The 25,585-nt window shown below is 42.1% G+C and carries 32 protein-coding genes and 1 pseudogene; 15 read left to right on the plus strand and 18 right to left on the minus strand.

Annotated elements, in window-relative coordinates; all coding sequences use genetic code 11:
• Window positions 1-188: 188 nt before the first annotated feature.
• Entirely contained in the window at window positions 189-809 is a 621-nt protein-coding gene (locus A0125_RS10765; protein WP_066755774.1) for a trimeric intracellular cation channel family protein, read from the plus strand.
• Window positions 810-826: 17 nt separating this feature from the next.
• On the opposite strand, the gene def is transcribed toward A0125_RS10765, so the two are convergent.
• On the minus strand, window positions 827-1,414 hold the full coding sequence (gene def / locus A0125_RS10770) for a peptide deformylase (protein ID WP_066755776.1): 588 nt from the start codon (window positions 1,412-1,414) through the stop codon (window positions 827-829).
• A gap of 174 nt (window positions 1,415-1,588) precedes the next feature.
• Between def and A0125_RS10775 the strand changes: the two genes are divergently transcribed.
• From A0125_RS10775 to A0125_RS10805, 7 genes are all read left to right on the plus strand, one after another.
• Window positions 1,589-2,356, plus strand: coding sequence for a hypothetical protein (locus A0125_RS10775; protein WP_066755779.1), 768 nt, complete (start codon window positions 1,589-1,591; stop codon window positions 2,354-2,356).
• Between the two features lie 37 nt (window positions 2,357-2,393).
• Entirely contained in the window at window positions 2,394-3,566 is a 1,173-nt protein-coding gene (locus A0125_RS10780) for a Gfo/Idh/MocA family protein (protein WP_066755782.1), read from the plus strand.
• Between the two features lie 3 nt (window positions 3,567-3,569).
• On the plus strand, window positions 3,570-4,478 hold the full coding sequence (gene miaA / locus A0125_RS10785) for a tRNA (adenosine(37)-N6)-dimethylallyltransferase MiaA (protein ID WP_066755785.1): 909 nt from the start codon (window positions 3,570-3,572) through the stop codon (window positions 4,476-4,478).
• Between the two features lie 101 nt (window positions 4,479-4,579).
• Window positions 4,580-5,023 carry a MarR family winged helix-turn-helix transcriptional regulator gene (locus A0125_RS10790; protein WP_066756535.1) on the plus strand — a complete coding sequence of 148 codons (444 nt, stop codon included), beginning with the start codon at window positions 4,580-4,582 and terminating at the stop codon, window positions 5,021-5,023.
• A 4-nt stretch (window positions 5,024-5,027) separates the two neighbouring features.
• Entirely contained in the window at window positions 5,028-5,450 is a 423-nt protein-coding gene (locus A0125_RS10795) for an organic hydroperoxide resistance protein (protein ID WP_066755787.1), read from the plus strand.
• Between the two features lie 13 nt (window positions 5,451-5,463).
• Window positions 5,464-5,841 carry a DUF1304 domain-containing protein gene (locus A0125_RS10800; RefSeq protein WP_066755790.1) on the plus strand — a complete coding sequence of 126 codons (378 nt, stop codon included), beginning with the start codon at window positions 5,464-5,466 and terminating at the stop codon, window positions 5,839-5,841.
• 58 nt (window positions 5,842-5,899) lie between these two features.
• Entirely contained in the window at window positions 5,900-6,532 is a 633-nt protein-coding gene (locus A0125_RS10805) for a nitroreductase family protein (RefSeq protein ID WP_066755793.1), read from the plus strand.
• A gap of 58 nt (window positions 6,533-6,590) precedes the next feature.
• Here the strand turns inward: A0125_RS10805 and A0125_RS10810 are convergent, their stop codons facing one another.
• The 10 genes and pseudogenes from A0125_RS10810 to rpmB all read right to left on the minus strand — a co-directional run bounded on the left by A0125_RS10810 (window position 6,591) and on the right by rpmB (window position 15,752).
• A complete protein-coding gene (locus A0125_RS10810; protein ID WP_066755802.1) occupies window positions 6,591-8,144 on the minus strand; it encodes an Rne/Rng family ribonuclease in 1,554 nt (517 codons plus the stop codon).
• A 298-nt stretch (window positions 8,145-8,442) separates the two neighbouring features.
• Window positions 8,443-9,279 (minus strand): tetratricopeptide repeat protein, encoded by an 837-nt coding sequence (locus tag A0125_RS10815; RefSeq protein WP_066755805.1) that lies wholly within the window; start codon window positions 9,277-9,279, stop codon window positions 8,443-8,445.
• A gap of 6 nt (window positions 9,280-9,285) precedes the next feature.
• A pseudogene (locus tag A0125_RS10820) lies at window positions 9,286-9,579 on the minus strand (HU family DNA-binding protein); the annotation flags it as partial.
• A 276-nt stretch (window positions 9,580-9,855) separates the two neighbouring features.
• Window positions 9,856-11,454, minus strand: a complete 1,599-nt coding sequence (gene bshC / locus A0125_RS10825; protein WP_066755810.1) for a bacillithiol biosynthesis cysteine-adding enzyme BshC — start codon at window positions 11,452-11,454, stop codon at window positions 9,856-9,858.
• A 171-nt stretch (window positions 11,455-11,625) separates the two neighbouring features.
• On the minus strand, window positions 11,626-12,486 hold the full coding sequence (locus A0125_RS10830) for a transglutaminase-like domain-containing protein (protein ID WP_066755813.1): 861 nt from the start codon (window positions 12,484-12,486) through the stop codon (window positions 11,626-11,628).
• On the minus strand, window positions 12,486-13,826 hold the full coding sequence (rimO, locus tag A0125_RS10835) for a 30S ribosomal protein S12 methylthiotransferase RimO (RefSeq protein ID WP_066755816.1): 1,341 nt from the start codon (window positions 13,824-13,826) through the stop codon (window positions 12,486-12,488). Before rimO ends, A0125_RS10830 begins: the two co-directional genes overlap by 1 nt.
• Before the next feature lie 80 nt (window positions 13,827-13,906).
• Window positions 13,907-14,863, minus strand: coding sequence for a signal recognition particle-docking protein FtsY (ftsY, locus tag A0125_RS10840; RefSeq protein ID WP_066755818.1), 957 nt, complete (start codon window positions 14,861-14,863; stop codon window positions 13,907-13,909).
• A 159-nt stretch (window positions 14,864-15,022) separates the two neighbouring features.
• On the minus strand, window positions 15,023-15,184 hold the full coding sequence (locus A0125_RS15420; protein WP_082785011.1) for a DUF4295 domain-containing protein: 162 nt from the start codon (window positions 15,182-15,184) through the stop codon (window positions 15,023-15,025).
• Window positions 15,185-15,248: 64 nt separating this feature from the next.
• Entirely contained in the window at window positions 15,249-15,431 is a 183-nt protein-coding gene (rpmG, locus tag A0125_RS10845) for a 50S ribosomal protein L33 (protein WP_066755820.1), read from the minus strand.
• An 87-nt stretch (window positions 15,432-15,518) separates the two neighbouring features.
• Window positions 15,519-15,752 carry a 50S ribosomal protein L28 gene (rpmB, locus tag A0125_RS10850; protein WP_066755822.1) on the minus strand — a complete coding sequence of 78 codons (234 nt, stop codon included), beginning with the start codon at window positions 15,750-15,752 and terminating at the stop codon, window positions 15,519-15,521.
• A gap of 295 nt (window positions 15,753-16,047) precedes the next feature.
• On the opposite strand from rpmB, the gene A0125_RS10855 reads away from it, so the two are divergent.
• Together A0125_RS10855 and recO are read left to right on the plus strand one after the other, a co-directional pair.
• A complete protein-coding gene (locus A0125_RS10855) occupies window positions 16,048-16,275 on the plus strand; it encodes a hypothetical protein (RefSeq protein ID WP_066755827.1) in 228 nt (75 codons plus the stop codon).
• Between the two features lie 8 nt (window positions 16,276-16,283).
• Window positions 16,284-17,003: a DNA repair protein RecO gene (gene recO / locus A0125_RS10860; protein ID WP_066755830.1), complete on the plus strand. Its 720-nt coding sequence runs from the start codon at window positions 16,284-16,286 to the stop codon at window positions 17,001-17,003.
• An 88-nt stretch (window positions 17,004-17,091) separates the two neighbouring features.
• On the opposite strand, the gene A0125_RS10865 is transcribed toward recO, so the two are convergent.
• A complete protein-coding gene (locus A0125_RS10865) occupies window positions 17,092-17,283 on the minus strand; it encodes a cold-shock protein (protein WP_066755833.1) in 192 nt (63 codons plus the stop codon).
• A gap of 149 nt (window positions 17,284-17,432) precedes the next feature.
• Between A0125_RS10865 and A0125_RS10870 the strand changes: the two genes are divergently transcribed.
• The 4 genes from A0125_RS10870 to gcvT all read left to right on the plus strand — a co-directional run bounded on the left by A0125_RS10870 (window position 17,433) and on the right by gcvT (window position 20,425).
• A complete protein-coding gene (locus tag A0125_RS10870) occupies window positions 17,433-18,164 on the plus strand; it encodes an SIMPL domain-containing protein (protein ID WP_066755836.1) in 732 nt (243 codons plus the stop codon).
• 6 nt (window positions 18,165-18,170) lie between these two features.
• On the plus strand, window positions 18,171-18,539 hold the full coding sequence (locus tag A0125_RS10875; RefSeq protein ID WP_066755839.1) for a DUF4359 domain-containing protein: 369 nt from the start codon (window positions 18,171-18,173) through the stop codon (window positions 18,537-18,539).
• A complete protein-coding gene (locus A0125_RS10880; protein ID WP_066755841.1) occupies window positions 18,539-19,267 on the plus strand; it encodes a pseudouridine synthase in 729 nt (242 codons plus the stop codon). The genes A0125_RS10875 and A0125_RS10880 overlap by 1 nt, the downstream gene beginning before the upstream one ends.
• 75 nt (window positions 19,268-19,342) lie before the next feature.
• Window positions 19,343-20,425, plus strand: coding sequence for a glycine cleavage system aminomethyltransferase GcvT (gene gcvT / locus A0125_RS10885; protein ID WP_066755844.1), 1,083 nt, complete (start codon window positions 19,343-19,345; stop codon window positions 20,423-20,425).
• 37 nt (window positions 20,426-20,462) lie between these two features.
• On the opposite strand, the gene A0125_RS10890 is transcribed toward gcvT, so the two are convergent.
• The 4 genes from A0125_RS10890 to A0125_RS10905 form a co-directional block, all read right to left on the minus strand.
• Complete coding sequence (locus A0125_RS10890; RefSeq protein WP_156472519.1) at window positions 20,463-20,702, minus strand: DUF6358 family protein; 240 nt, start codon at window positions 20,700-20,702, stop codon at window positions 20,463-20,465.
• Between the two features lie 24 nt (window positions 20,703-20,726).
• Entirely contained in the window at window positions 20,727-21,017 is a 291-nt protein-coding gene (locus tag A0125_RS10895) for a hypothetical protein (protein ID WP_066755849.1), read from the minus strand.
• Window positions 21,018-21,051: 34 nt separating this feature from the next.
• The gene (locus tag A0125_RS10900; RefSeq protein WP_066755852.1) at window positions 21,052-22,476 is read right to left on the minus strand and encodes a Glu/Leu/Phe/Val family dehydrogenase; all 1,425 of its coding nucleotides are present in this window, start codon (window positions 22,474-22,476) and stop codon (window positions 21,052-21,054) included.
• Window positions 22,477-22,671: 195 nt separating this feature from the next.
• On the minus strand, window positions 22,672-22,986 hold the full coding sequence (locus tag A0125_RS10905; RefSeq protein WP_066755855.1) for a rhodanese-like domain-containing protein: 315 nt from the start codon (window positions 22,984-22,986) through the stop codon (window positions 22,672-22,674).
• Window positions 22,987-23,205: 219 nt separating this feature from the next.
• On the opposite strand from A0125_RS10905, the gene A0125_RS10910 reads away from it, so the two are divergent.
• Entirely contained in the window at window positions 23,206-24,513 is a 1,308-nt protein-coding gene (locus A0125_RS10910) for a M20/M25/M40 family metallo-hydrolase (RefSeq protein WP_066755858.1), read from the plus strand.
• Window positions 24,514-24,527: 14 nt separating this feature from the next.
• Here the strand turns inward: A0125_RS10910 and A0125_RS10915 are convergent, their stop codons facing one another.
• Both A0125_RS10915 and A0125_RS10920 read right to left on the minus strand, forming a co-directional pair.
• Entirely contained in the window at window positions 24,528-25,019 is a 492-nt protein-coding gene (locus A0125_RS10915) for a GNAT family N-acetyltransferase (protein WP_066755861.1), read from the minus strand.
• Window positions 25,016-25,582, minus strand: coding sequence for a hypothetical protein (locus tag A0125_RS10920; protein WP_066755863.1), 567 nt, complete (start codon window positions 25,580-25,582; stop codon window positions 25,016-25,018). The genes A0125_RS10915 and A0125_RS10920 overlap by 4 nt, the downstream gene beginning before the upstream one ends.
• Between the last annotated feature and the right edge of the window lie 3 nt (window positions 25,583-25,585).

The raw sequence follows: 25,585 nt of genomic DNA on the forward strand, positions 1-25,585 counted from the left end.
ATCTTTCCTGTTTTAGCATAGCTAACTCGCTAAAAACGAGAACGATTTTTTTCAAGCCTCCAACTATATCTTTTGAAAAATTTCTATCAATGAAGGGTTTTATAATAACGACCAATCCTCTCAGAAATTATATAAGCCATCCTATAATTTACATATATTTGGATAAAGTTGGCTTCAAAGGCATTTAAATGAATATTATATACGGACTAGATTTGTTAGGCACGATGATGTTTGCCATATCGGGGGCAATGGCAGCCAACCGCAATAATGTAGATGTATTCGGCGCCGGATTCATGGGATTTGTGACTGCTATTGGCGGCGGATCTCTCCGCGACATCTTTTTAAATATCCGTCCGGTGTGGGTTGAAGATGGAAATTATATCATGGTAATCTCCCTGGGTGTATTAATTTCGCTCACATTCAACAAACAATTATATGCGTTGGCTCGCACGCTCACTCTGTTTGATGCTATTGGTATAGGTTTTTTTACGGTTGTCGGCGTAGAGAAATCGCTCATGTACGAAAGCAATGCTTTTGCGGCAATACTGCTAGGCATGTTTTCGGCCTCAATGGGCGGGGTAATCAGGGATGTGTTATTAAATCGTACGCCACTAATTTTACGTAAGGAAATTTATGCAACTGCTTGCATCGCTGGGGCGACACTCTTTGTTATTCTTGACAGTTTTGCTATCACCCCAGCCATGAATGCTTTTGCCAGCGCTAGTTTGGTCTTTACTATTCGGATTATCTCAGTCCGCTACAACTGGTCGTTACCCGCCGTGAAGCAGATTTATCCAAAAAAAACCTAACCATAAGCGTCCGTTACCTAACGTCTTTTCTTCTGCAGCGGAAAGCGCATTTTGTATGAAGTACGCACTTCACCCTTAGATATAGCGTCCAACTTCGATTTTAACATCGCTTTTTTTAATGGCTTCAATTTATCTAGAAACAATTTGCCTTCGATATGGTCGTATTCATGCTGCACTACTCGCGCTGCTAAGCCAGTAAGTTCCATCTCATATTCCTCGAAATTCTCATCTAGGTAATTTATGATGATGTTTTCTTTGCGCATCACTTCTTCATTAATATTCGGGATACTCAAGCATCCTTCGTTAAAACCCCATTCTTTGCCGCTTTGCTCGACCATAATCGGGTTGATAAACACATGTTTAAAATCTTTGGCCGTCGGGTCACCTTCGCCATCTTCATCGTCTTCACCAAATGGAGAAGCGTCTATAACAAACAGACGAATCGGCAAACCTACTTGCGGAGCCGCTAAACCTACGCCACTAGCAGCATACATGGTTTCAAACATATCCTCAATCAACCCCTTCAGATTAGGATAATCCTCTTCTATCTCTTCTGCCTTTGTACGTAATACCGGATCTCCGTAAGCTACTATAGGTAATTTCATGCTATTTCTTTTTTGCACCGCAAAGTTACCAATTATTCGGCAGTGTGCATATCTATAGGCGCAACAAGTCCAAGGTCAGTACAAAAATGAGGCTGTGATGCCAAACATATTCTTTACAGTGCATGATGGAGTTTGCTTCAAATGGCCTGCGCAGAAAATTCGTATTTTTGCCACATGAGCGCAATTTTAGACAGATTTACCACAGCACTTGGCGAGATCATGATGGAAGATATCCGTGTCGCCATGTTGGATCAAGCTGTAGTTGAGTTGTCATCTACTAACATGCCAATGCGCTTGTGGATTTACCCCGATCATGTCCACCATAGGATAACGCACAACGATGCGATCAAAACCATCCATCTTGATGCACACATAATAGCGCATGATATGGCTAAGGTGCTGGCCCGAATTCGCACCATTGCAGGTTTTGGCCGCCGAATATATGCACGGCAAACTGTGGTAGCCAGAGTAGACAAGCGCATTACCACGGCTTTTCTTACCGAGCATCACTTGCAAGCACCGATACCTGGCAAATACCGTTATGGCCTTTTTTTTCAAGGTGAATTGATTAGTATTGCCGTATTTAGCGGTGGGCGACGAATGCAGGAACAGGCAGAGGATTATCGTTCATTTGAGCTAATTCGTTTCTGCCACAAACGCGATTTTATCGCTGTTGGTGGTTTGTCTAAATTGATCGCTGCTTTTAGAAAAGACTTTAAACCAGGAGACCTGATGACCTATGTAGATCGGGACTGGTCGCTGGATTCTTCCTTACAACAAATTGGCTTCAGAGAAGAAGGCGTATTAGAACCACAATTTGTCGAGATCCCCGTACAGTCCACCAGCATGAGCTCGACTCTGGAAGAGCACGCTCTTTCGACAATCCGTAAGAAGAACAGCGGAAGCACAAAGTTGCTACTACGATTCGCCAGTTCGGTTTAGTTTTCATTATATTTAGACCTCAAAAAAACAGAAAAACATGACTCGTAAACTACGCATGGGAATGGTTGGCGGTGGCCAAAATGCCTTTATCGGCGCGGTACATCGCATAGCAGCCTTTATGGACGGCAAGATTGATTTGGTTTGTGGAGCTTTTAGTTCGGATCCGCAACGGGCTGCCGAATCGGGAAAAGCACTTTTCTTACCACAAGACCGTGTCTACCCAGATTACAAAACCATGATCGAACAGGAAGCAAAACTTCCAGAGGATGTGCGCATGGACTTTATTAGCATTGTGACGCCCAATTCAGTACATTTTGGCCCTGCTAAATTGGCAATGGAAAACGGATTTGATGTGGTGGTTGATAAGCCAATGACCGTATCTGTAGCCGAAGCCAAAGAATTGGAAGAAATCGTAGCACGCACAGGGCGAACTTTAGCTTTGACACACACTTACTCCGGTTATCCGATGGTAAAGCAAGCAAAAGCCATGGTCAAAGAAGGTCATTTCGGAAAAATCCGTAAGATCGTGGTCGAATATCCGCAAGGATGGTTAACTAGATTAACGGATAAAGAAAAAAACGGCGGAGCAGAGTGGCGCTCAGATCCAGCCAAATCAGGAAAATCCTTGGTTATGGGCGATATCGGCACACATGCTGCTCACTTAGCAGAATACATTTCGGGGTTAAAAATTACCGATTTATGTGCCGACCTCACTTCCTTTGTGGATGGGCGCAACATGGACGATGACGGTTCAGTATTACTGCGCTTCACCGAAGGTGCAAAAGGCGTATTAATGGCGTCACAGATTTCTGCTGGCGAAGAGAACGCCGTACGCATTCGTATATATGGCGAAAAAGGTGGGTTAGAATGGGCCAACGAAGATCCAAACAATCTCATCGTAAAAATGCTCGACCAACCGCGACAGCTCTACCGTACTGGCAATGCCTATACTGCTCCATATACATTAAGTTCGTTCGCAACTCACAATACGCGTATCCCTTCTGGCCACCCAGAAGGTTTGTTAGAAGCCTTCGCTAATATCTATCGCAATTTTGCGGAAACAGTATCTGCCAAAAGAGAAGGGCAAACACCTTCAGCAGAAAGTTTAGATTTTCCAACAGTGGCAGATGGCGTTCGCGGCATGGCATTTATCGATACCGTGGTGCGTAGCCACGAGAGCCAAGAAAAATGGACTAAATTTGAACAATAATATATGATCGGCAATCCGGACATAAAAGTGTTGATAGATCAGGCGAAAGAAAATCTTTCGCCTGATTCATTATGCATCGTTCTAGGACCGACTGCGTCTGGCAAGACATCCTTGGCCGTAACTTTGGCAGCAGCGCTGAATGGCGAAATTATTTCAGCAGATTCTAGGCAGGTGTACCGGCAAATGGATATCGGGACTGGAAAAGATTTAAATAGCTACGGCACCGTACCTTATCATTTGATCGATATCGCCGAACCTGGGGAAAGGTATCAGGTAGATCGTTTTAGGCAAGATTTCTTTGCAGCCTATGACGATATTATCTCCCGTGGCAAACAACCTATTTTATGCGGTGGCACAGGATCATACATCCAATCGATCTTGCAGCAGTCGCGCTACGCGCAAATTCCCAAAAATGCTGTGTTACAAGCCAAACTCGCTCTGCGCAGTAAAGAACAATTGATCGCAGACATCCAACAGCAAGGCATCCCCGAAGATTATAAGATCGACTTTCATAACCACAAACGTTTGGTGCGGGCACTCGAGATCATCTTATATTTACAACAGCACAATCCTATTCTACCACCTCAGCGGGTTATTCACCACTATTATGCAATCGGATTGAATCCGCCGCTTGTACAAAGGCGCGAAGCTATACATCGGCGATTGGTACAACGTTTTGAGGAAGGGTTGATCGCGGAAGTGAAAAACTTATTGCAGGCCGGACTTAGCCATCAAGACTTGGATTACTACGGCCTGGAATATCGATATGTGAGTATGCACCTGCGAGAAATCCTGTCGTACGAAGCTTTGGTAGAGAAATTGACGACCGAAATACAGCGTTATGCCAAACGCCAGATGACGTATTTCCGGAAAATGCAGAAAGACGGCATTAACATTTATTGGGTTTCTTGATTATAAATCATCCATTCTTCAAAGAAAGGAAAAATAATAGCAATGTCAATTTTACACAATTATATTGTGCACAATATAAATACCCATACCTTCGTGTTGTGATGAACGTGGATAAAAATAAAAATTTGAAACTTGACAATCAGCTATGTTTTCCCATCTATGCTTTGGCGCGCGATATTATCGCCGCTTATCGACCACTGTTAGAGGCAATTGACTTAACCTACCCACAATATTTGGCACTGTTAGTGTTGTGGGAAAAACAAGAACAAAGTGTTTCGCAGTTGGGTGAGCACCTCGATCTTGATAGTGGCACGCTAACGCCATTGTTGAAGAGATTGGAACAAAAAGGGCTGGTAAATAGACGGCGCAGCGGGCGCGACGAACGAATCGTACTGGTTTCACTTACGGAAGCTGGCACTTCGTTACAAAGTAAAGCCGCCAACATTCCAGCCACCTTATTAAAGTCAATGCCGGTAACGGCAGAAGAGTTGGAAACACTACAACGTATAATTTGTAAAATTCGTAAAAACATTCATAAAACGTAAAACGATGAAAGAACTGTATCGCATAGGTGCAACCGCTACTGGAGGTAGAGACGGGCACGTAAAAAGTGAAAATGGCGTCTTAGATATTGATGTGAGAATGCCCAAGGGATTAGGTGGAAAGAATGATGAGTATGCCAATCCCGAAATGTTGTTTGCAGCGGGTTATGCCGCTTGCTTTGATAGCGCCTTGACGCTGGTGATCAAAAAAGAGAAGTCATCTGCTGGCGAAACTTCCGTAAAGGCTATAGTGGGTATCGGACAAATAGATGGTGGTGGTTTTGCGCTATCGGCAGAATTACAAGTAAATGTTCCCGGCGTATCGCAAGAAGAGGCACAATCGCTCGTAGAAAAAGCACACCAGATATGCCCTTACTCTAATGCGACGCGTGATAATATCGAAGTGAAGCTCACCGTTACCAATAACTAGATCGCATACAGCTATGCAAACCATCGCGAGTATATTGACGGCTATAGTAGCAATCGAGCATATTTACATCATGTGGATGGAGATGTTTGCTTGGGAGACCGTAGGTAAAAAAACATTTGGAAAATCGCTACGAGCAGAGCTATTCAAACCCACCAAAGGCCTAGCAGCGAATCAAGGTTTGTACAATGGTTTTTTGGCTGCTGGTTTAGCGTGGAGCTTTTTGATATCCGACCCGGCATGGTCGTTCAATGTAAGATTGTTCTTTCTTGCCTGTGTCATTATCGCTGCTCTATATGGAGCAGCCACAGCATCCAAAAGTATACTTATAAAGCAAGGCCTACCAGCAATTTTGGCATTGGCTTCGGTACTTGCCTCCCACTTTCTGTTTTAACTTAATAAACCGTGTACATAAAGTACCTGTATAGTAATACCCTGATAAATTAATAAAAATGTCATTAATAGAAGATTTAAACTGGCGACATGCCTGCAAAGCATACGACCCTACCAAAAAAGTAAGTCAAGAAGATTTAGATAAAATCTTAGAAGCCGCTAGGTTGGCTCCTACATCATCTGGCTTACAGCCTTTCAAAGTCATCGTACTAAAAGATTCGGAACTTCGCGATCAGATCGCGCCTACCGCTTTGAATGCCGATTGCGTACGTGAGTGCTCGCACATATTGGTATTTGCAGCATGGGACAGATACACTGCAGAACGAATTGACACCATGTACGATCTTACCACGGATATGCGCGATCTTCCTCGCGGTCGATTTGTAAATTATACCGACAAACTGAAAGAGATGTATTTGGACGAGGCGGCAGATGCTAACTTTGCACATATCGCACGACAAACCTACATTGCTCTGGGTTTAGCGTTGGCACAAGCAGCAGAATTAAAGATCGATAGCACACCTGCAGAAGGTTTTGACAATGCCGCTGTAGATCGCGTGTTGGGGTTGCAGGAGCTCGGCTTGAAAAGTGTGAGCCTAATGTATATTGGCTACGCAGATAAAGAGCGCGACTGGCTAGCACCGATGAAAAAGGTAAGACAGCCTCTGGCAGAGTTCGCCATAGAGATGTAAACAACAAAAAAGGTCGCTATCCTATTCGGATAGCGACCTTTCTGTAATGTCTTGATGACTACAATTTGATTTCCTCTTCTTTTGAGTTGAAGAAATGAAATTCAGTCAAATAATAGGAAGCTACGGGTTTAACTTTAATCCATTTACCGTACTTCAACAACCATTTTACACGCCTAGAGATCCAACCTTTTTTGATGTATGCATCAATGTATGGGTGCACAAAAAGCGTAATGCTTTTCTCGTTTTGTTCTTGCAGGATGAAACTCAAATTACTTTCAATATCATCGAGCAGCACAATACTGGAACGGATTTCTCCGGTACCATCGCAAGCCGGGCATTTCTCATTGGTTACTACGCTCATTTCTGGACGCACCCGCTGTCGGGTGATTTGTACCAAACCAAATTTGCTCGGAGGCAGGATGGTATGTCTAGCACGATCGCCGGCCATACATTCCTTTAGGAATCCGTAAAGATCCTTGCGATTAGTCGCCTTGTGCATATCGATAAAATCGATCACCACAATACCGCCCATATCACGCAAGCGCAGCTGCCGAGCAATCTCTTTGGCTGCTTCCTTGTTTACGAGGAGTGCATTATCTTCTTGGTTCTCTTTGCTGGCAATGCGGTTTCCACTGTTTACATCAATCACGTGCAACGCTTCAGTATGCTCAATCACGAGATAAGCGCCACCGTGTAGGTTTACCGTTCTACCAAAAGATGCTTTGATCTGCTTCTCTACACCATAGTGCTCAAAGATCGGTTCTTTATGTTTATAGAACTTTACGATCCGCTCTAGATCTGGAGAGATCTCCTGTACGTAGGATTTCACCTCGTCATAAATTCCAGAATCACTGACGTAAATGTGACTGAACTCATCGGTCAATATATCCCGGAGAATGGTGGAGGCGCGATCCATTTCGCCCAACACTTTCTGTGCAGGCTCTACATCTTTCAGGCGCTTGGTAAACCGTTCCCATTTAGAAATCAAATCCTGTAGATCTTTCTGTAGCTCTTCCACACCTTTCCCTTCGGAAACGGTACGGACGATAACACCAAAATTTGGCGGTTTAATGCTTTCGACAATCTTCTTTAGGCGGTTGCGCTCGGCGTTACCTTTGATTCGCTTGGAGATGGAAACAGAACTGGAGAAAGGGACAAGGACGGCAAAACGGCCGGCGATAGATAAATCCGAACTTAGGCGAGGGCCTTTAGTCGAAATAGGTTCTTTGGCTATCTGCACAGGAATGAGTGTATTCTTGGACAATACGTCCGAGATCTTTCCTGCCTTATCGATATCTTTCTCGAGTTTTAAACTACTGAGCAGTTTCTCTTGATAACTGCCGTTCTTTACTATTCGGGAAAGCTTAAGTAGTGACTGTACTTGAGGGCCTAGGTCTAAATAATGCAGGAACGCGTCTTTCTCGTATCCAACGTCTACGAATGCCGCGTTAAGGCCTGGCATAATCTTTTTGATACGACCGAGATAAATATCCCCTACCGCATAATGGTTATCCACTTTTTCGGTATTCAGTTCTACCAACTGCTTGTCTTGTAGTAAAGCAATAGTCACCCCCTTTTCGGGAGTTGAATCGATGATTAATTCCTTTACCAACAGCTATTTCAATTATGGACAGATACAGACTCGCTCTGTATCCTTTTGGTGTCCAATAAAACAAAATTGTTTAATTAAAAACGGACAATTCTCTCGCCACATATTGTAGTAAGAGAATTGTTCGATGATGACCATAAATGTCTCCCTCTCTTGTACAGAGGGTTTCACTTATTTCTTCTTATGTCTATTTTTTCTTAAACGTTTTTTGCGCTTGTGAGTAGCCATTTTGTGTCTTTTTCTTTTCTTTCCGCTTGGCATAGCTTTAATGTTTTTAAATGATTATAAAATAATATGTTAATTACTTGCTCAACTCTTCGATTCTACGCTCGATGAATTGGGAGAGGGTTGGATCGGCCGCCATTTCTTTACTTTTCTGAAAAGCAGCAATGGCTTCGTTTTTCAACCCAATATTTTCATAGCTTGTTGCTAGATAAAAATACGATTCTGCATCGGGTTTGATCTCGATGACGGTAAGAAAGCGTTCTATAGCACGGTCAAATTGTCTTGACTGCATAGAAAATAAGCCTAATGTCTTGTTGGCCTCTAGGTTTTTTGGATCGCTCGCAACAACTTCACGCAATATAGCAATTCCGGCCATAGGATTGTTAGTTCCTGTCACTATCGTAGCTCCTAATCCAGTCTTCGCAGCCAAACTGCTACCATCCAGATCTACTGCTTGCTGGTACGAATCCATAGCAAGGCGGTTCAGCTCTCTCGCTAAGACGGTATCTTGCAAGTTAGTGTACGCTTTGCGATAAGCATCACCTGCCTGCAACCAGTATTCGAATTTCGGACTGGTTTTGGCCATCTCTTCATAAACGAATCCTTGTGGTGCGTATTTAGCTAGATCATCCCATTTTTGAGCAATCTGCTCTAAAATTGCAATGCGATCTTCGCCTTGGCTACCAGCCAACTGCCCTTCTAATTTGGTGATCTCATCCGCCAAAGTCGGATTCATACCTTGCTTAGACATGGCAGATACATCTTCCATGGTAAACATCGGCATAGCGCTACTCGTACTCTCTGTAGCCTGAGGCTCTGTCACTAAACCTTTGATAGGTTGTGCCAATAGCAGTCCCATAATCAGAACTACTGCCAACACAACCACTATCTGTATTTGTTTAGTATTTTTCAAGTTTACTTATTTCTTGTTGCCGCTTTTTACTTTCTCTACAAATACTTTGGCAGGCTTGAAGCTTGGAACAAAATGCTCGGGAATAATGATTGCCGTGTTTTTAGAAATGTTACGCGCGGTTTTCTCAGCTCTTTTCTTCACTACGAAACTGCCAAAGCCTCTTACGTACACGTTCTCACCACCTACCATGGCGCCTTTAACTACCTTAAAGAATGCTTCTACTGTTTCCTGAACATCTACTTTCTCTAAACCTGTCTTGTTTGAGATTTCTGCGATGATTTCTGCTTTAGTCATATTGTGCTTATATACTGAATTTTCATTACAACCCCTAGGCGCACAGCACTTTGGGGACGCAAAGGTATCGCTTTATATTGATGTTTAAAAATAAATATCGTTTTTTAGCCAATTAGAGGATATAATCCCATCATTGTGATATTCATACCTAAACATCAAGTCCTTGAAAAAGGAATCGCAAAGATAAAATTTTATATCTGTAAATCAAACAGTTGTTTCACTTATCGACCTGTTTAATTTCCCTTCAAAAAAGGCCTAAATCATTCGTACAGAATGTTCGATTCAATACAAAATTGTAAACTTAAAATCCAAAGGATGAAAGTACGTAACAAGTTCTTCGATAAGTTCGTCACCATATTTGACATACAATGTGGCAAAATTCTCAGAGCGTTCTTGTAATCCACCGCTTGGAAATAGACGATCCTTGACGCGTTCAATCTGAAGTAGTCCATCCTGATGATTTCGCTTGTCTGCTTTCAACAGTTTTCGCTCCAGGCTATTAATAGCTTTCTTTAGTCGAGCTTTTACCGCCTCGGTACTTGGGCCTAAGCTAGGGTCAATCTTGTGTGTACGCAACTTCATCTTTCCGAAGATAGCATTCAATTCCATCCACTCATCTCTTAGTGTGAGCCGGTGTTTGGTGTAGCGTCGCACATAATCATTCTTCAATACATCCGAAGGCTTGAAAATACTTTTAAGCGTCAGATCTAATCTAAATATTTTACTAACGACGGTATCGTCCGTAATGATCGCCGAATTCCGTGGCACCAAGACGGGAAACGGTATCTGATATTGATCAAAATTGGATTTTAGCTGCAACCAATATACGATCTCTGCACCACCCCCGATATAAGCTAAATTAGGCAATATCAATTCCTGATATAGAGGCCGCATTACGACATTTGGACTGAATCGCTCCGGATGGGCTGCAATCTCTTGACGCAACTCTTGCTCCGTGAAATAACGCTGTTGATGAAGCACTTCAAACCGACCATCCGAAGTACGCACGATACGCTCTCGATATTCATCCGTTAGATAAAAGAAATTGATCTCGCGCGCATTCACCTGCGTAGCAAAGCCTTCGTTATTGAGTTGAGCAGAAGTTGCTTCGATCGCTTTAAAACTATTCTCCAGCAAGATATCCTGTTCGATTATCGGAGCAAACAATTGCTTTAATGAAGGTCGGTCTGCGTCAACGATTAGCAAACCATAGTCCTTAAATAACTCATGTACGAGTTTGCGTGTCGCATCTGCTAACGAAAGATTTTGCAAATAGGCCTGTTCTACCAGGTTCGCTAATGCTTGTGAATGTCCTGACAAACCTAACATACCGACATACTCACGCACTGTCTTTCCGATATCTGCTGTAGACATGCGGCCTGTGGCCGAAACCGCTGGCGTGTCCCAGCTTACTTTCTTGCCGTGCACACGTGTATGATTGATCTCCGCAAAGTCGTGGTCTTCTGTTGCCATCCAGTAAACTGGCACGAATTGCTTATCGGGATAAGCGGCTTTGAGTTCTCTCGCCAACTTAATGGCAGATACAATCTTGAATATAAAATAGAGTGGACCGGTAAAGATATTGAGTTGATGGCCTGTGACGATGGTAAAAGTTTTGGCATCTCGCAGGGCGTTGATCTGATCGGCAACCAGTGGTGCATTGCCTAACAAACCTGCATATTGCAACTCCAACTGCTCAGCCAAAATCTGGCGCGTCTTATCGGGAAATGAAGCCGCTTTTTCATTGATCTGCTTACCAAAGTTTTCTATAGTGGGCCGGTAACCGTAGAATGGTTCCAGTGTAGGATTCCCGTCGAGGTAAGCCAATAATGTTTCAGAAAAACTGTTGGTATCTTTATAATCGATATATGTGGCTTTCATGAGCTTCCCAAAAAATTAATCTGCACAAAAGTAGTGCTTTTAGCCCCTAATCGGCATGGCCAGACAAGATTTGACAAATAAATGAGCACCGCGAAAAATACATAATCTAATTTACCTGTTTTCCAAGGTATTCTGAAAAGAATAATACAATATTAGCATAATTTGATTGCACTAATTTTGCTTCACCTTTACATTGTCGACCATTTTTACCGCGACGGATGTTCCCCAGTATCTGTAACAGTAGAAATGTTTGTTCTGGAGTTTCTGATCATTCCTGATGGATGATAGCTGAACATACCTATTTTTTAGACCTTTCAAAACTGGGGCTGTCGGATCGAATCGAACCCATCCAATATCTTTCAAAAATACTTCCGCCCAATTGTGTACAGAAACATTTTGAGACTCTGTTGTAAATCCCTCCAGCACTCGAGCCGGGATGTGATTTGCTCTACACAAGGCCACAAACAAATCTGCAAATTCGGTACAATCTCCATGACTTGCTGCCAAAGCTTTCGATGCTCCCACCTCATTGGGATTATAACCCGAGTAGTGCATCTTATTTCGGATAAATGCAAAGATGTTCTTAACTGTTGCCAAGTCATCTTTCTTCTTCAGTTGAGTGGCCAATTCGGCAATATTTTCAGCTTCCGATTCAATATATTGTTCGGCTACCAAATATTGCGCAATCGCGTGATCATCGGTATCATGAACTGCTCCAGCCAGATCGTTTGAGGTAATAGACAAATCGGCATGAATGGAAAGCACAAATGGTGCCTTGGCATCCGAAAATAGAAAATAAGCATACTTATTACCTTGATCAGTAAAGACTGAATCCGGAGGAATGGAAAAGGTAATGTCTTCTAATTGCTGAATACCTGTAAGAGTTTGGGGTATCAAACAAGTCAGTTCTATCTTTTTGGTTTCCTGATTAGCGGCTACATGATAGTCTACATCGTACGCAACCTGTACGCTACGCTGAGCGAAACAACATAGCACAAAAAAGTAAAAAACAGTGAAACACCAACCTTTCATTACATTCTCTTTACAATAGTTCCGTACAAGTCGAAATCTTCGGCACGATCGATCTTCACTTGCACAAAGTCGCCCACACGAGCATAATCTGTCGTAGCGTTTACTAGCACCTCGTTATCTACCTCTGGCGAATCGTATTCAGTACGGCCTACAAAGTAATCACCATCTTTCTTATCGATCAAGACACGGTATTCTTTGCCTACTTTTTCTTGATTTTTGTCGAATGAAATACCTTGCTGGATCTCCATTATCTGCTCCACACGATATTCCTTTACTTCTTCTGGTACATCATCTACCAGAGTATGCGCATGCGTTTTCTCTTCGTGCGAATAAGTAAAACATCCCAAACGATCGAATTGAGTATCTTCTACCCATCGTGACATTTCTTCGAAATCCGCTTCGGTCTCGCCCGGATAACCACAAATGAGCGTAGTCCGCAAAGCGATATCAGGCACTTTGTCCCGAATCTTGTTCACAAGGTCGATCGTTTTTTGTTTATCAATACCACGACGCATGGATTTCAACATATTATCCGTAATATGTTGCAACGGCATATCTAAATAATTACAGATATTGCTACGCTCATTCATCACGTCGAGGATGTCCATTGGAAAACCAGATGGATACGCATATTGCATGCGAATCCAATCGATGCCTTCTACATCAGAAAGATGACGCATCAAATCAGACAAATTGCGCTTGCCATAGATATCTAGGCCATAATACGTCAGATCTTGCGCGATCAAGATTAATTCTTTAGTACCGTTGGAAGCTAAGAATTTGGCTTCTTTCACTAAATCTTCAATGGATTTGGAAACGTGCTTACCACGCATTAGTGGAATCGCACAAAAAGAACATGGACGATTACAACCTTCGGCAATCTTGAAATACGAAAAATGCGAAGGTGTGGTAAGCAAGCGTTCGCCAACCAATTCATGGCGATAATCGGCGCCAATGCTCGATAACAAATCAGGCAGATCATTGGTGCCAAAGTATGCATCGACATTGCTGATTTCGGACTGTAACTCTGGCTTATAGCGCTCCGAAAGACATCCGGTCACGATGACCTTATTTACTTTGCCTTGGTCTTTTAGCTCGGAGAACTGAAGGATGGTATCGATCGATTCTTGCTTGGCATTGTCAATAAATCCACAGGTATTGATCACTACGATATCATCCGCTTGAATGTTGGAAGATTCGTGCACCACATCGATGCGATTGCCTTTCAGCTGCCCCATCAATACTTCACTGTCGTGGATGTTTTTCGAACAACCCAGCGTTACGACGTTTACACGTGGTTTACGCACTGTTGCGGCTACCTTTTTCTCTTTCGTTCTCATACTATCTCTTTCCGATGCTCGGTCAATGATCTTTTGGTAGATCGCGCGCCGGCATATGCTTATGTTGGGTAAACTCTTTGCTATTTAAATAAAGAGTCTACAAAATCTTTTTTCTGAAATAATTGTAGGTCACCGATTTTTTCGCCTACACCGATGTATTTTACCGGAATTTTGAATTGATCGGATATCCCTATAACGACACCACCTTTGGCAGTACCATCTAACTTCGTTAATGCTAATGCATTTACATCTGTTGCTTCGGTAAATTGCTTACATTGTTCAATCGCATTCTGCCCGGTAGAGGCGTCCAACACCAACAAGATTTCATGCGGTGCATCGGGCACGACCTTCTGCATTACGTTCTTAATTTTGGTGAGTTCGTTCATCAAGCCCACTTTATTGTGCAAGCGTCCGGCGGTATCGATAATCGCAACATCATCACCATTTGCTACGGCAGACTTTACGGTATCAAAAGCGACAGACGCAGGATCAGAACCCATCGGCTGCGATACGACACGTACGCCAACACGTTCTCCCCACAATTTAATCTGGTCCACTGCTGCCGCACGAAAAGTATCTGCGGCACCGAGCACGACTTTGTTGCCAGCTTCTTTTAGCTGATGAGCCAATTTTCCGATAGTTGTAGTTTTACCTACACCATTCACGCCGACTACCATAATCACGTAAGGTTTATGATCGCCGTATTCCAATCGCTCGAAATCGTCGCTATTGTTTTCGGCAAGTAAAGATTGAATCTCATCATGAAGCAAACCGTGAAGATCGTCCGTACTTACGTATTTGTCTTTGGCTACGCGTTTCTGAATACGATCAACGATCTTTAGCGTGGTCGTAACTCCCACATCCGACGTGACAAGCACTTCTTCTAGATTGTCCAACACATCATCATCGATGGTCGATTTTCCAACAACAGCTTTGGTGATTTTGGAAAGGAAACCGTCTTTGGTTTTTTCCAGTCCTTTATCAAGCGCCTCATGGGCTTCCGGTGTCTCTTGCTTTTTCTTAAAAAATCGAATAATCCCATGCTGATTATGTTTGCTAAGGGTGAAATATTACTATCATTGTTGGCCTTCCGCTCCGCGAAAGAAAGCCAAATATACTAAAAAAGCCCTTTTGGCAATGACCAAAACGGCTATGAATCTTTTTAAAAGATGATCTTAAAAAGAAAGATACAATGCTTACTTAGAAGATGCAGAGATAACCTCTTTCACTTTGTCATTGTGTACCATACTTTCTTTGAAAGTATATGCGCCTGTTTTTGCAGACTTAGCGGTAAGGATTACTTTTGTAAATTCTTTACCACCACCTTTTTGTAATGATGCAACTGCCTTCTTTGCCATGGTATGTTATAGTTTATGCGATTCCCTTCGAAAGCCTGCGCTCTTCGAAGTACGTCACAAATGCTTACTTAATTTCTTTATGAACGGTTACTTTTCTCAATACTGGGTTGAATTTTTTCAACTCTAAACGCTCAGTAGTGTTTTTCTTGTTCTTTGTGGTGATATAACGAGACATTCCTGGAAGACCAGTTTCTTTGTGCTCTGTACACTCTAGAATAACTTGTACTCTATTTCCCTTTTTAGCCATTTTCTTATGCTTTATTTAGACCCTCACGGGCTTGTAATTTCTAATAAATATTGACTTCTGATACAACAGGCTGTATAGTAGTAACTACTAAACGTATCCTTTTTTGATAAATTTATCGATAACCGCAGTTATACCGTTTTTGTTGATCGTTTTGATTGCAGCAGTAGATACTTTCAATGTAATCCAACGATCTTCTTCTGGAATGTAGAAGCGTTTCGTTTGTAAGTTAGGGTAGAATTTTCTTTTGGTCTTAACGTTTGAGTGAGAAACGTTATTCCCTTTCAATGCTGCTTTGCCTGTTAAATCACAAATTCTTGACATGATATCTGATTTTTAATGTTGTATTTTGTTCAATACTCTCTTTTCAAAGAGTTTGCAAATATCTAAATTTCTTTTGGTATATGCAATACAGCTAAGCAATATTTTTTTCGAAAATATCTAATTCACCCAAGCTAATATAGGTTTTGGCACACAATATGTGTTATAACAAATGTCCCATTGTGGCACTTTCTATCAGGGAAAGAAGAGCGTGCTACATAGTTTTCACACAAAAGAACGTATTTTGCAGGCAGATTGTATGGAGTGGGACTTTAAATAGTTTTCAACAATTCACAACATGAACAAATATTTACTACGCGGATTTACCCTGTTGGTGATAGGCTCTATCATTACAATCTACAGCTTGAATTTGATGCAAGCTGAAAGTAATATCTACAAGTTTATTATGCCGATTGGCGTATTGTGCTTTGGCATCGGGGTTATTCTATCCATGTATAGCTTATTCCGCAAGATAGACCGCAGCACATTGCAACGCTATCGCCGCGATCAACAAAATATAAAATAAAGTCATGCATGATTCTTCGCACCCAGGGCATTGCGCTTAAACTGACAGATTACTCAGAAAATAGCCTAGTAGCTCAGATTTTCACGCGAGATCATGGGTTGCAATCTTACCTTGTACAAGGAGCTAAAAAGCCGAAAGCGAAGATTTCGCTAGCTATCTTGCAACCTTTTCATTTGCTAGACATGTTGGTGTATCACAAAGATACCAACCAACTTCAGCGAGTTAAAGAAGCACGACAGTACCCTGTATTACGAGATATTCCGCTCAACATCGTAAAAAGTTCTATAGCACTTTTCTTAAACGAAGTGCTTTACAAAGTGCTTCGCCATCAAAATCCCGACCCGAATGTCTTCCAATACATTGCTGATTCGATTCAGTGGTTGGATCGATCGTCAGCGAAGTTGGGCAATTTTCATCTTTTGTTTTTGATTGGCCTGAGCAAGCATTTGGGATTTTATCCGAGCAATGCATCAAAGGAATACCTCGATCTGGCTGAGGGCATTTTTACCAACAGCCTACCGGCACACGCACATTTTATTGCCGAACCCTATACATCCATTTTTCGAGTGCTAATGAACAGCACTTACGACTCCATGCAACAAGCTAATATGTCCAAAGATGAGCGAAAGTATCTCTTAGAAAAGACATTGGATTTATATCGGCTACACACCGAAAATTTTGGCGAAGTGCGATCATTATTTGTGTTGGAAGAAATCTTTTCTTCGTAGCCCTCATTCCTTTAGTACAAAAAAAGCCCTTGACGATCGGTCAAGGGCTTTCTTACACAATAAATATATTCAATATCTAATTGTATTCTTAAATAAGTTTTACATTTACCGCGTTAAGACCTTTACGTCCCTGCTCTACTTCGTAAGATACGTGGTCGTTCTCACGAACTTTGTCTACCAAACCTGATACGTGTACGAAAATTTCGCTCTCCCCAGAATTTGGAATAATGAAACCGAAGCCTTTAGTTTCATTGAAAAATTTTACTGTTCCTTCTTGCATTTTGTATTAAAATTATTGTTCCATAAAGATATTGAATATAATCAATAATTTGGAATAATTTTTAAATGCTCTTAAACCAAAAGAAAAAACTTTGGTCTTTTTGTAACAACTGAACAGTTTTTTACGTACATTCTTTAAACGAAAAACATATGAAAAAATTCATCTACCTTTTGGCCATAATTGGCCTCGTATCGACAAGTAATGCACAAACTATGACCGGAGATAATACGCGCAGAGTTTCTACGAAAGGCTATGCAGAAAAAGAAATTACCCCTGATATTATCTATCTAGCGGTATCGCTTCGCGAATATCTGGTAGACGGAAATGCTCGAAAAAAAGTAACAATCGAAACGTTGGAAAAACAACTCTTTGATGCCGCGCTAAAAAATGGAGTAAAACAAGAAGATCTCACGATTCAGAACATCTATAGCTACAACAACGAGACAAAAAAGAACAAAAATCCTGAATTGCTACAAGCACGCCAGTACCGCATCAAGGTGACGGATCTTTCTAAATTGAACAGTCTATTTGACGAGGTAGATAGCCGTGGCATGCAGAGCACTTCTATTAGTGAGTATGATCATTCGCAAAAACGCCAAATCGAGCGTGATCTGAAGACCGAAGCCGTAAAAGACGCGCGCATGAATGCTGAGGTATTAGCGAGTGCAGATGGCCAATCGATTGGCAAAGCTATATTAATCAATGATAATAGCTCATTTAGCTGGAACGATATCATGCCAGTCGGCCGTATGTATGCGATGAGTGCAAAATCTGCTGACATGATGGAAAGCGCTGATGAAGCGAGCAACATCAATATTAGCATTCGCCCGATCAAATTGATCGCAAACGTAGATGCTGTTTTTTATTTATATAGCGAATAAATTAAGATGAGTAAAACACGCATCTTTGCATTGGTCGGAATAGTTGTGCTTGTCGCAGCTTTTCTGACCAATCCTAGTAAAGAAAGGCACGAAGAAGTATTACGCGCCAAAGCGAAAGAACTGCTCACCTCACAATTGGACTATAAGCAGGAAGATGCCGTGCAGCTTGGTATGATGCTCTTTGGCGATCGAATCATCAACGAGTTCTTAGCCAACAACGTCCGTATCAAGAATTACTACTTGTTTTCGCTAACAGAGATCAAACGGCAAGCGGAATCACAGGTAGTTGGTGGTGGGGCGCTGGGCTTTGTTTGGCTGAGTCCAAAGATTGATGCCGAAGCCGACAAGATTATACGGATGATAAAAGATTTGTGATGCATTTAGATATTCTTTACGAGGACGAATACCTGATTGCAGTAAATAAGCCCCATGGCTTACTAGTTCATCGCTCGCCTATCGCTAGCGATGCCAGCGAATTTGCATTACAAATCTTACGCGAGCAGATCGGGAAGATGGTACATCCCGCTCACCGACTCGATCGCAAAACCAGCGGTGTATTACTTTTTAGTCTGAATAGGGAGATGGACGGCATCATCCAGCCGATGTTTGCTAATAGGCAAATGGAGAAAAAGTACTTAGCGATACTCCGTGGGCACGCACCAGCCGAAGGCACGATCGATTATGCATTGAAAAAAGAAAACGGCATGATGCAGGATGCTATCACTCACTATAAGACGTTGGAGCATGCAGAAATAGATCTACCATTCGGCAAACATCCTACTTCTCGCTATAGCTTAGTAGAAGCGCAGCCCGAAACAGGAAGAATGCATCAGCTTCGTCGACATTTTGCTCATATATTACATCCCATCATTGGCGACCGACCGCATGGGTGCAACAAGCAAAATAAGTTGTGGAAAGAAACTTTTCAGATGGATACCATGATGTTACATGCCTCTGCCCTAGCGTTTACACATCCACTACTGAATAAAAGGATCTTGATTGAAGCGCCTATCCAACCAGAGTTTGCTCGTGTATTGGATATTTTGGCAATTCCGAATACAATACTACCAACAGCTGTTGTAGAATTGCCCCATAATCTATAGCATTTTACTACTCCAATCTTTCTCGGCTTACACGTATTTTATGTATTTTTGGGCGATTTTGAACGAAGAACTTTTATGACAAAAAACACGGCATTAACCAATCATCATATTTCTTTAGGTGCCAAGATGGTACCTTTTGCTGGCTTCGATATGCCGGTACAATATTCTGGCATCAACGACGAGCACGAAACGGTACGAACCAAAGTAGGTATGTTTGATGTGAGCCACATGGGCGAATTCATCTTAAAAGGCGATGGTGCTTTGGAATTAATCCAAAAAATATCGTCGAATGATGCTTCCAAATTATACGATGGCAAAGTACAATACGGTTATATTCCTAACGAAACAGGTGGCGTAGTTGATGATTTCTTGACTTATCGTATTGATGAGAAAACGTATTTGTTAGTGGTAAATGCTTCGAACATCGACAAAGACTGGGATTGGATCTCGCGCTATAACACTTATGGTGTTGATATGAAAAACATCTCGGATGAGACTTCTTTGTTTGCTGTACAAGGTCCAAAAGCGACTGATGCGTTGCAATCATTGACTGATATTGACCTAGCTCCGATGGAATATTACACGTTTGCAAAAGGCACTTTTGCTGGTGTAGATAATGTATTGGTTTCTGCTACGGGATATACCGGTGCTGGCGGTTTTGAAATCTATGTGGCGAATGAACATGCACAACAGGTGTGGGACGCGATCATGGAAGCAGGTGCAGAATATGGCATCAAGCCGATTGGACTAGGCGCGCGTGATACTTTGCGTTTGGAAATGGGTTTCTGCCTTTATGGAAATGATATAGACGACAATACTTCTCCATTAGCCGCAGGCTTAGGTTGGGTTACGAAATTCACCAAAGACTTCGTCAATAGTGCAAACCTGAAAGCAGAAAAAGAAGCTGGTGTAAAACAAAAGCTTGTCGGTTTTGAGATGATTGACCGCGGTATTCCGCGTCATGACTATCCGATCGTGAATGCAGAAGGTGAAACCATCGGTCGTGTAACTTCTGGAACACAATCGCCAAGCCTAAAAAAATCTGTTGGTTTAGGTTATGTTGACGCTGCTTACGCTAAAGAGGGTACGGAAATTTATATTCAGATTCGTAATCAGTCGGTAAAAGCAGTGGTGAAAAAACCACCTTTCGTGAAATAGAATTGTACGAATAGTAATACAACAAAAGAGGAATTCATTACGAATTCCTCTTTTTCTTTTTTGCTTTACGTTGCGGCTGCGATACAACCTGTCGCTCTTGCGATTGGGCGCGCACTGTTCGACTCACATATTTGAGTAGGACAACCTTCAAATAGATAAATACGACGATCAGCGCAATAGATAATCCGAAGAAAAGCACGTGCCCCACACGATAGGCCGCTACTGTACTCATAATCATCAGAATGATTGCTAAGTTCAGTATTACGTTAAAAATCATTTTCTTAGTCATTGCAATCGCGAATTAAGAGATACCCGTCACCTTGCGGCGAATTAGGGCAAAATAGATAATACCTGCAAATATATTTAACACGATAATAAATACTGTAAGCCCGGTCCGCTCGAGATTGTCGATACGCGGCGAACGGATAATTTCCAGCATAACTAGCACCACCCAAATCATGGATAAAAGCAAGGAGACGCTAATCATAACTGGCGCTATGGGACTTTGAAACAGCACAAACACCATTGAAAGACTATAAAAAACCAGACTAAACAAAAAGGCTTGTTTAGTCTGGCTATACATTTTTTGCATATTGCAAATATAAATCTTTTTGTAACGTATGAAGCTATGGGAAAATGCCCAATTCTTCGTACGCCACTCCGACTTTGTTGATTGCGCACACAAAAGCTGCCGTTCGCAGGTCTTCAACGCCCTCCTGCCCTTTCCATATATCCCATACTTCACGGTAGGCACCGATCATGGTATCTTCTAGGCCAGAGTGCACCAAATCGATCTCGTCTGGGCCACGTAACAGGATTTTCTTTTCGATTTTAGAAACTTTCTTATCGGTCATCGACTCGATAATATTGAGAATTTCTGCGTACATATTTTCGTCAAAACGCTTCTCCAAACGTCCATAACGCACATTACTCAAGTTCTTCAACCACTCAAAATAGGATACGGTAACACCACCTGCATTAAGGTAGATATCTGGAATCACTAACACGCCTTTTTTATTGAGGATCTCATCGGCTTCGGGCGTTAGTGGGCCGTTGGCAGCTTCTCCAATAATCTTTGCCTGGATCTTGTCTGCATTGCTTTCATTGATGACTGCCTCTAAAGCTGCAGGAATGAGAATATCGCAGGGGTATTCGAGCACTTCATTCGATGTCTTAATACTTTTTGCATTCTCAAAATTCAATATGGATCCTGTAGAAGCCCGATGTGCTACTACGGCCTCAAGATCTAGCCCATTCTCGTCATAAATAGCGCCTTCATATTCGATTAAACCTACTAGAATAGCACCTGCTTCTTGAAAAAATTTGGCGGCATGGTAACCTACATTACCTAAACCCTGCACAATGATACGTTTTCCTTCTATACCGACAGACATGCCTAGCCGCTGCATATCTTCTTCGACTTTACAGGCTTCTCGAACACCATAAAACACGCCTAGACCAGTCGCTTCTACGCGACCTCGAACTCCTCCTTGTGTTACTGGCTTTCCGGTAACGCACGCATTAGAATATACCTCATTAGGATGCAAAGAGCGATAAGTATCGACGATCCAAGCCATTTCTCGCGCACCAGTTCCATAATCTGGAGCCGGCACATCTACTCCCGGTCCGATAAAGTTTTTTTTCACTAACTCACTGGTATACCGACGAGTAATTTTCTCCAGCTCATATTCCGAGTATTTAGTCGGATCGATTCGTATGCCGCCTTTGGCTCCGCCGAAAGGTACATTTACAATGGCGCATTTGTACGTCATCAATGCAGCCAAAGCCATCACTTCATCTTGATTTACTGCCATGCTGTAGCGAATACCACCTTTACAAGGCGTACGGTGATGTGAGTGCTGAATGCGGTACGCTTCGATAACCTCAACATTCTCCCCTATTTTTACTGGGAACTTAACTTGTAATACGGAATTGCAGGCTTTTATTTGTTCCAGTATTCCCTTGGAGAACCGGGTGTACTTAGCTGCTTTGTCAAAGTTTTTTTCCACTCCTTTGAAAAAGCCGAAATTGCTTGGTATTGAATTTCCCATAAAATAAATTTAATTTACAGCTGTGTTTATGTTGGTTTATTTTCGATAAAGTTAATATTATATCAGATGAAATGATATTTAACTTATGTTTTTTATCGTTTTATAACTCACATAAATCATGCCGCCCGTACCAAACTTAATAGCAAAAAAAAGCCATCAATAAAGATGGCCGTTCTTCGAAAAAGTATATTGAATCTAATAGACGTCCAGTTCTGGATCTATTTCTTCTTTCCAAGCTAATATGCCGCCTTGCAAATTAGAAAGGTTCGTGTAACCTTCATTTTCCAAAAGCATTATCGCCTGAGCGCTTCTTTTTCCGGAGCGACATTGCACGATTACTGGAATATCCTTGGAAATTTTATCCGCCTCAATAACTACTCCTGAAAGTGGGATATTGAGTCCTCCTAGATTTGAAACCTCATATTCAAAAGGCTCTCTCACATCTATTAATTGAAACTCATCTTTATTGTCAATCTTTTGCTTTAGTTCTTTTACAGTTACTTCTTTCATACATATTATATTTTACGATCACAGATTATTATCAATGCGCTATGTTGTTGGCCGACAATTATCATACCATGTAGCTAATCAAATATACCGTTTGTATTCGAAAAGAGAAAAGAGTAATGTTGCAGTTAGAATGTATCGATTAGAAAGATCCAACTATATTAGTGAGCACATAGGTTAATAGCACATCAAACTCCATTACTTTTTCTGTATTTTTACGACATGACCCAGCATGTATTATCATCAAAACATTGGAGCCTTTTCATTGGCTTTACACTTTTCAGCCTTACCGTATCGGCGCAGGTGGCAGATACTACCTATATTCAACACCTTCTAAATACATTGGCTTCTGACGAAATGCGTGGCCGCCATGCACTGACGCCAGATATTGAGCGTGCCGCCGATTTCATAGCACAAGAATTTGAAGATATTGGACTACAGCCTTACGCGGAGCCCAACTTTAGACAAACTTTTCATCTTAACCGGATTTCGGCCGCAGGACAAAGCGTCGTAATTGATGGTACAGCAGTAGATCCTGCGCGGTATCTCGTTTTTGGCAGGCCAGTGGCACTTGATTGGAATCAAAAGACGGAAATTAAGACTAGTGCTATCGGACAAGACGAAGATTTTTCCCAAGCCTTTAGAGCATCTGCTTTACAAGGAAAGGAAGATGAGATTATATGGGTGCATCCAGCTCATCAGGATTTACTGAACCGCTTCAGGAGAATGATTGGTGAAGAAAGCTTAGTGCCGGTGGGTGGCCAGAGCACTCCGACCAAGTTTTTTGTGGTACAAGATACTGCTCCGCAAAACTTTCAGTTTACAGCAAAGAGTACACAACAGGAAATACCGCTTTTCAATGTTGTTGGTATGTTGCCAGGAAAATCAAGGCCAGAGGAATACGTAATCCTATCGGCTCACTACGACCATATTGGCATCATTGAGGCCGACGGCCAAGATTCTATTGCCAACGGCGCTGATGATGATGCATCTGGCACTACCGCCGTGATTGCACTTGCGAAGCATTTCAAAGCGTTAGACAACAACGAGCGCACCTTGCTTTTTGTCGCATTCACAGGCGAGGAAATCGGCATGTATGGTTCAAAACATTTTGGCAATAACATCGATTCTGACAAAGTGGTCGCGATGATCAATATCGAAATGATTGGCAAAGATTCGAAGTTTGGCCCAAACACGTTATACATTACTGGATTTGAAGCTTCTAATTTAGGATTGCTTGTGCAGGAGCAGGTTAAGGGATCTGCATTCACTTTCCATCCTGACCCCTATCCGCAACAAAATCTATTTTATCGTAGTGACAATGCTACACTTGCCGCATTAGGTGTGCCAGCACATACGTTTTCTACTTCTCAAATTGATAAGGATGAATATTATCACACGGTGAAGGACGAAGTTTCGACTCTGGATATTGAAAACATCCGTTCAAGCATCGAAGCAATTGCACATGGTGTTGTCGGTATTGTCAGTGGCGAACAAACGCCTACACGTGTAGAAAAGTTGAGGGAATAAACGGGATTTAAGACTTAGATGGATTTCTGCATCACGTAATCGTCGAGCACATAATCGTGATATGGGATATCGATCTCGTAGGCGACCACAAAGCCGACTTTAAGGTAAAAGTGGTACGCCTTGTTCTGGCGATTAACATTGAGTTCTAATGTCGGAAAGGATTGCGCTTTGGCTAATTCTGCGGCGAAGTTAATCAACAATTGCCCGTACCCCTTACCTTGCGTGGAAGGAAGCAAATACAAACTCTCAATTCGAAATACGTGCTTTTCTAATAGGGGTCGCACAGCAATAAAGCCGACCGCGACATCTCCTTCGTATAGCATATAAAATACTTTGCCTTGCTCCACTGTGTCCGATATTCCTTCGATAGAATATAGCTGATCAAGCATAAAGGCGATCTGAGCCTCGGAAAGGATCGGACTGTACGTCGGATACCAAATCTCCTGAGCGAGTTGTGAGATGAACGCAAAATCTGCTGTAGTGGCTATTTTGATAGTTGGATTCATAATGCCTCGCCTATGATCAAACTATTTTCGCTCTCCGAATGAATACTCACGAAACCATCCTGAAGCGAATGGTAAGTTTCATTAGCCGCCGCTTGCAGATTGTCAACACGATATGCTGCACCGCCGCTCATGACTTTCAGCACGCTGCCCTGAGGCATCCATTTGTGAAAAGACGATCGAAGAATGTATTTGAACTGCTGGCTATATACCGCAAACGTAAATTGTTGACTATGCTGGATTAAAGCATCCGCCGAAAAATCGTTCCAAAGGATATGCAACGCAAACTGATTTTTACTTTTCAAATAATGCAAAGCATCCCACAAAATATGCTGCAATGGTAAAATGGAGATTGCGTCTTGATCAATCTCAAAATCCGCATTAGCCGTAAATACCACATCTATTTTAATTCCTCGGGAAAGAAGATAATCGACATTAGCATCCGTCGTCAATACAATGGGGCTCCATTCGAGCAATTGGCCGAGAGATTCCTCTGATAACGCATCAGAATCGATGATGAGCAGCGCAGGTTCCTGATTCTCCCGGATGATGTGATGGGACGACATGTG

Source organism: Sphingobacterium populi (assembly GCF_001586775.1).
Taxonomy (GTDB): Bacteria; Bacteroidota; Bacteroidia; order Sphingobacteriales; family Sphingobacteriaceae; genus Sphingobacterium; species Sphingobacterium populi.

Excerpts from the sequence above, each read along its gene's own strand:
- def (WP_066755776.1), bottom strand. The coding sequence starts at position 1,414 with ATGAAATTACCTATAGTAGCTTACGGAGATCCGGTATTACGTACAAAG.
- A0125_RS10880 (WP_066755841.1), top strand. The coding sequence starts at position 18,539 with ATGCATTTAGATATTCTTTACGAGGACGAATACCTGATTGCAGTAAAT.
- A0125_RS10830 (WP_066755813.1), bottom strand. The coding sequence starts at position 12,486 with ATGAAAGGTTGGTGTTTCACTGTTTTTTACTTTTTTGTGCTATGTTGT.
- A0125_RS10915 (WP_066755861.1), bottom strand. The coding sequence starts at position 25,019 with ATGAATCCAACTATCAAAATAGCCACTACAGCAGATTTTGCGTTCATC.
- rpmB (WP_066755822.1), bottom strand. The coding sequence starts at position 15,752 with ATGTCAAGAATTTGTGATTTAACAGGCAAAGCAGCATTGAAAGGGAAT.
- A0125_RS10765 (WP_066755774.1), top strand. The coding sequence starts at position 189 with ATGAATATTATATACGGACTAGATTTGTTAGGCACGATGATGTTTGCC.
- A0125_RS10875 (WP_066755839.1), top strand. The coding sequence starts at position 18,171 with ATGAGTAAAACACGCATCTTTGCATTGGTCGGAATAGTTGTGCTTGTC.
- A0125_RS10855 (WP_066755827.1), top strand. The coding sequence starts at position 16,048 with ATGAACAAATATTTACTACGCGGATTTACCCTGTTGGTGATAGGCTCT.
- A0125_RS10890 (WP_156472519.1), bottom strand. The coding sequence starts at position 20,702 with ATGATTTTTAACGTAATACTGAACTTAGCAATCATTCTGATGATTATG.
- A0125_RS10780 (WP_066755782.1), top strand. The coding sequence starts at position 2,394 with ATGACTCGTAAACTACGCATGGGAATGGTTGGCGGTGGCCAAAATGCC.
- A0125_RS10905 (WP_066755855.1), bottom strand. The coding sequence starts at position 22,986 with ATGAAAGAAGTAACTGTAAAAGAACTAAAGCAAAAGATTGACAATAAA.
- A0125_RS10790 (WP_066756535.1), top strand. The coding sequence starts at position 4,580 with ATGAACGTGGATAAAAATAAAAATTTGAAACTTGACAATCAGCTATGT.
- bshC (WP_066755810.1), bottom strand. The coding sequence starts at position 11,454 with ATGAAAGCCACATATATCGATTATAAAGATACCAACAGTTTTTCTGAA.
- A0125_RS10775 (WP_066755779.1), top strand. The coding sequence starts at position 1,589 with ATGAGCGCAATTTTAGACAGATTTACCACAGCACTTGGCGAGATCATG.
- A0125_RS10895 (WP_066755849.1), bottom strand. The coding sequence starts at position 21,017 with ATGCAAAAAATGTATAGCCAGACTAAACAAGCCTTTTTGTTTAGTCTG.
- A0125_RS10910 (WP_066755858.1), top strand. The coding sequence starts at position 23,206 with ATGACCCAGCATGTATTATCATCAAAACATTGGAGCCTTTTCATTGGC.
- rpmG (WP_066755820.1), bottom strand. The coding sequence starts at position 15,431 with ATGGCTAAAAAGGGAAATAGAGTACAAGTTATTCTAGAGTGTACAGAG.
- A0125_RS10870 (WP_066755836.1), top strand. The coding sequence starts at position 17,433 with ATGAAAAAATTCATCTACCTTTTGGCCATAATTGGCCTCGTATCGACA.
- A0125_RS10805 (WP_066755793.1), top strand. The coding sequence starts at position 5,900 with ATGTCATTAATAGAAGATTTAAACTGGCGACATGCCTGCAAAGCATAC.
- miaA (WP_066755785.1), top strand. The coding sequence starts at position 3,570 with ATGATCGGCAATCCGGACATAAAAGTGTTGATAGATCAGGCGAAAGAA.
- A0125_RS10920 (WP_066755863.1), bottom strand. The coding sequence starts at position 25,582 with ATGTCGTCCCATCACATCATCCGGGAGAATCAGGAACCTGCGCTGCTC.
- A0125_RS10900 (WP_066755852.1), bottom strand. The coding sequence starts at position 22,476 with ATGGGAAATTCAATACCAAGCAATTTCGGCTTTTTCAAAGGAGTGGAA.
- gcvT (WP_066755844.1), top strand. The coding sequence starts at position 19,343 with ATGACAAAAAACACGGCATTAACCAATCATCATATTTCTTTAGGTGCC.
- A0125_RS10800 (WP_066755790.1), top strand. The coding sequence starts at position 5,464 with ATGCAAACCATCGCGAGTATATTGACGGCTATAGTAGCAATCGAGCAT.
- A0125_RS10795 (WP_066755787.1), top strand. The coding sequence starts at position 5,028 with ATGAAAGAACTGTATCGCATAGGTGCAACCGCTACTGGAGGTAGAGAC.
- recO (WP_066755830.1), top strand. The coding sequence starts at position 16,284 with ATGATTCTTCGCACCCAGGGCATTGCGCTTAAACTGACAGATTACTCA.
- A0125_RS15420 (WP_082785011.1), bottom strand. The coding sequence starts at position 15,184 with ATGGCAAAGAAGGCAGTTGCATCATTACAAAAAGGTGGTGGTAAAGAA.
- rimO (WP_066755816.1), bottom strand. The coding sequence starts at position 13,826 with ATGAGAACGAAAGAGAAAAAGGTAGCCGCAACAGTGCGTAAACCACGT.
- A0125_RS10865 (WP_066755833.1), bottom strand. The coding sequence starts at position 17,283 with ATGCAAGAAGGAACAGTAAAATTTTTCAATGAAACTAAAGGCTTCGGT.